Consider the following 4,041-nt stretch of genomic DNA (forward strand, 5'->3'; position numbering starts at 1 on the left):
CCCATTTTCATTCTCCTGAATTGTTACGGTTATACAACAAACCCAGGGGCTGAAAAACTCACTTATTCAACTGTCCAGTTTTTGGGGTGCAGCGCAGTACACTAGTTTTCTGAAAGTGGCACCCCCAGAATTAATGTTTATTTATTACGTGAATGTATAATTGAGCAAAAGTTAAAAACAGACGATGTAATGATCAATTCTTAAAAAATGCTTTATTTTCAGCCCATTGAAGTAGCATAGCTTTTTATATGGTGGTATATAGCAGGAGCCTAAATGCCAATAAGATGTACCTTCAAACATCAATATATGCTCAGATAAATTTGCGAATCTGGTTAATGCTAATGTTTTCAGGAGTTTTGGAGGGGAGGCTTTCCTAGAGAATTTGAAATTTAATGCTCAATTAATTCCGTGAATATCGGTGATTATGGAATTAATGTAGCTTCAGGGTGTCATGAAGTACAGTGGATTTTATATCCATTGAGTAAATCGTGTGTTGCCTCAATATTCAACTGATTTGATCAATGGTTCAGGGCAAATGCATTGCAAGCAGCGTCTTTCAGATTTTCCATAGCAATAGGGAATTGGACCATAGCTAATCCGAGATACGCCTAATTCCATAAGTACTTGAGAAGTTGTTGATCTACGGTGACTACCAAAAATCTGAGTGGACAAAGGATAACCCCTCAATGGTGGTTGTTTGCAAACTGTGATATGAAGCAAATATGAACATCACGCAAATTACCCCACGCCAAGCACAACAGTTATGCCGAGAGATCACAACCACTTTGCCTGAATGGTTCGGGCAACCTCAATCCAATGAACGTTACGTCAAAGGCATGCTGGAGCGCACCTCTTTTGCCGTACAATCTGGCGAACCATTTGTAGGATTATTAGCGCTGGAATTTCCGTTTCCCAATAATGCCAACATCTATTGGATGGGGGTTAAACCTAATTATCACGGCCAGGGTATTGGAAATGCCTTGATTAGCGCAGCTGAGGCTTATGCTGGGCAACAAGGTGCTACAACAATCACTGTTGAAACTCTCAGTCCAAAAGCCAGCGACGAGTACTATCTAAAAACTTTTGATTTTTATTGCAAAGTTGGCTTTCAGCCATTGTTTGAGTTATGTCCTTATGGACCAGAACAACCAATGGTGTATATGTGCAAATATCTTCAATCTGATATTACAAACTGATAGCAATACTCCAAAAACTCCTCATCACCAATTGCGCTTATTTTTTCATCCACAATCTGTCCGTCGTGCTTGGCATAAAAATTCCGGGCGCTGGTATTGTCCTTTAAAACCCAGAGCACAAACGTAGCTATATGTTGCTCGTGGAACCATTGTCGGCATTTTGTAAATAACTCTCTACCAATCCCCTGACCTTGATGCTCTTGTAAAAGATAAATGCCATAGATCTCACCAACCTGGTCAGACTGCTTCTTGGGTTTTGCAGGGCGATTTTTTAATTCTGCTTGCATAAGTCCTGTCACTGCAAAACCAACTATCTGATCTTTATACAAAACCATAAGTTGAAAAAAATGTGGAGACTGCAACATCTCTCTTCTTAAACGCAAGCGCTGTTCGTAGCTGATATTTTCTAGAAATTTCGAATCCATAATACCTGCATAGCTCGTCTGCCAAGATTTTACGTGAACTGCTGCAATGCCTTCGGCATCTTGAATGTTTGCTTCTCTGATTACGTATCTATCTGTAGACATATTTCCATAACTTGATTGGATTTAGGTCATTTGACCGAGCTGCCGCATCATCGTAAGGTCGTCCGTGACGCGCCAATGCTCAACAATCTTACCATTATCAATACGTTCAATTTGCATTTGAGTAACCTTTATTGTTTTTCCTGTCGGCGCCAGACCAAAAAAATCACCTAAATGCGTACCGTACATCGTTGTACGAATAGCAACCTGATCTTCAGAAACAACTAGATTTTCAATAACATACTTTAAATCAGGAAATGCTTCACGTATCGCGGTCACAATAGGTTTTATGCCTTCTGGACCACGCGGGGGATTAGGCATGCCAGGGCTATGGTTAATGTAGTCAACACTCACGATTTCATCTAAAACATCAAGCTTACCTTGATTCCAAACTTCTTCAAAATAACGATTAACAATTATTTTGTTCTCATTCATAACTGACATATTAATTCTCCTCATTTTGATTCAGCACTGGTACATATCACTATTTGCAAGCGCCTTGCGCCCTGCATCTCTCAGACTACCCATAGCATGGCTGTAGGGAATCGGGCCATAGCTAATCCGAGAGACGCCTAATTCCATGAGTTTTTGAGGCGTCGGCCCATCGGGCAAAACCATTATGTTTACTGGTATAGGAGAAGCTTCGCATAAATATTCAATTAAGTTTTCATCTTTTAAGCCTGGCGCAAAAAAGCCATCCGCGCCAGAGTTTGCATAAGCTGAGGCCCGATGAATCGACTCTTCAATGTACTCATCATGATTTTTGGAGGCAACTTTTAAAAAAGTATCGGTCCGAGCATTAATAAATATGGGGATTGAAGCGGATTGTGTCCATCTACTATGGCTTTAATACGCCCGCATTGGTCATCGCAGGTATACAGCTCACCTGTTCCTATTATTTGATCTTCAAAATTTATTCCCACAGCGCCTACATTTATAATTCTTGTAACATTTTCTTGTATCTGTATTGGAGTTTGGCCATAACCTCCTTCCAAATCAATTGTGACGGGTAGATCAACGCTTGCAATGATTCTCTGCAGGTTTGCAATCACTAAATCAAAGGGAAGTTTTTCCTCATCCTCATAGCCATGAGCACTGGCAACTGACCAACTACTTGTAGCTATTGCCTGTGCCCCAAGTTCTTGCAGAACTTTAGCGCTACCAGCATCCCAGATATTAAACAAAACTAGAGGCTTGCCTTTGGTATGTAGCTTCCGCAAAAGATGCGCTTGCTCTAATTGATTCGCCATATTATGCTCCTTTCTTTTCATGTTCAATCAGCCATTTTTTCCGGGTCAGACCGCCACCATAGCCGCCCAGTTCACCATTGGAATTGATAATCCGGTGACAAGGAATCACAATGGCCAACTGATTGGCTCCATTAGCATTGGCAACAGCCCGAAAGGCAGAGGGTTTGCCAATAGCTCTTGCTTGCTCTGCATAACTTCTGGTTTCTCCATAGGGAATGCGCATGAGAGACTGCCAGACTGTCTTTTGAAAAGGACTGCCAAGCAGATGAATTGGTGTTTTAAATGATTGCAAATGCCCTGCAAAATAAGCTTGCAGCTCTGCTTCAATTGAAACTATAGGATTTGTACTGCCTGGAATAATGGCTGATTTTGTGCTGGTGCGGAGCCTTTCTATTTCACGCTCAAGGCCTCTACGGTCGACAAATTCGAGCAAATATAATTTTTGCTCATCAGCGATAGCTAGCATTGGTCCAAGTCGTGTGTCCAGCCACGATGCTTTTAGGATCTTATCAGGCTTTAGTAGAGTAGGAGCAGCTCCCATGATGCGAGAAAACGCGTCTCTAAAGCCGCTACTGGACTCATATCCCGTATCAAGCTGAGCATCAATTACTGACGATCCTTTCCGTATGTGCTTCATGGCCAATCCCATGCGCCGCGCCCTGGCATACTCAATGAATGTCATACCAAATCGTTTTTTAAACTGACGCCGCGCTGTGGAGGCGTCAACCGATAGGTTTTGAAAGTCTTCATCCTTCCAACGCTTTTCAGGATTTGCCTCAACCGCCGATACCAACGTTTGCACCAGTTCAGAAACCTGATTGGGATGAGATAGCGGCCTGCAACGCTTGCACGGGCGAAAAGATGCCAATAGCGCAAGTTGCGCTGTGGCAAAGAATTCGCAGTTTTCAAATTTTGGTTTGCGGGCAGGACAAGTTGGGCGACAAAATACACCAGTGGTTTTAACTCCCACATAGGGGTTTTGTGTGAAACGCCTCCAAAAGTACCAGTAGGATCAGAGAGATCCGAAATTTAAGCGTATGTTGTCAATCATCTCATCAAGATCTGGCATGC

General features: G+C 42.3%; 3 protein-coding genes and 2 pseudogenes. 1 reads left to right on the forward strand and 4 read right to left on the reverse strand.

What is annotated here, in order from left to right:
* Positions 1–722 precede the first annotated feature (722 nt).
* Complete coding sequence (locus ABFQ95_07915; protein MEN8237447.1) at positions 723–1,196, forward strand: GNAT family N-acetyltransferase; 474 nt, start codon at positions 723–725, stop codon at positions 1,194–1,196.
* Here ABFQ95_07915 and ABFQ95_07920 read toward each other — a convergent pair.
* The 4 genes and pseudogenes from ABFQ95_07920 to ABFQ95_07935 all read right to left on the reverse strand — a co-directional run bounded on the left by ABFQ95_07920 (position 1,175) and on the right by ABFQ95_07935 (position 3,949).
* A complete protein-coding gene (locus ABFQ95_07920) occupies positions 1,175–1,723 on the reverse strand; it encodes a GNAT family N-acetyltransferase (protein ID MEN8237448.1) in 549 nt (182 codons plus the stop codon). The genes ABFQ95_07915 and ABFQ95_07920 overlap by 22 nt on opposite strands.
* 21 nt (positions 1,724–1,744) lie before the next feature.
* Positions 1,745–2,164 (reverse strand): ester cyclase, encoded by a 420-nt coding sequence (locus ABFQ95_07925; GenBank protein MEN8237449.1) that lies wholly within the window; start codon positions 2,162–2,164, stop codon positions 1,745–1,747.
* Between the two features lie 21 nt (positions 2,165–2,185).
* Positions 2,186–2,970: pseudogene (locus ABFQ95_07930) on the reverse strand (isocitrate lyase/phosphoenolpyruvate mutase family protein).
* Between the two features lies 1 nt (position 2,971).
* Positions 2,972–3,949: pseudogene (locus ABFQ95_07935) on the reverse strand (trifunctional transcriptional activator/DNA repair protein Ada/methylated-DNA--[protein]-cysteine S-methyltransferase).
* Positions 3,950–4,041: the final 92 nt, after the last annotated feature.

It is taken from the genome of Pseudomonadota bacterium, assembly GCA_039714795.1.
Classification (GTDB): Bacteria; Pseudomonadota; Alphaproteobacteria; order JAGOMX01; family JAGOMX01; genus JBDLIP01.

Coding starts and splice junctions, on each gene's coding strand:
- ABFQ95_07920 (MEN8237448.1), bottom strand. CDS start 1,723: ATGTCTACAGATAGATACGTAATCAGAGAAGCAAACATTCAAGATGCC.
- ABFQ95_07915 (MEN8237447.1), top strand. CDS start 723: ATGAACATCACGCAAATTACCCCACGCCAAGCACAACAGTTATGCCGA.
- ABFQ95_07925 (MEN8237449.1), bottom strand. CDS start 2,164: ATGTCAGTTATGAATGAGAACAAAATAATTGTTAATCGTTATTTTGAA.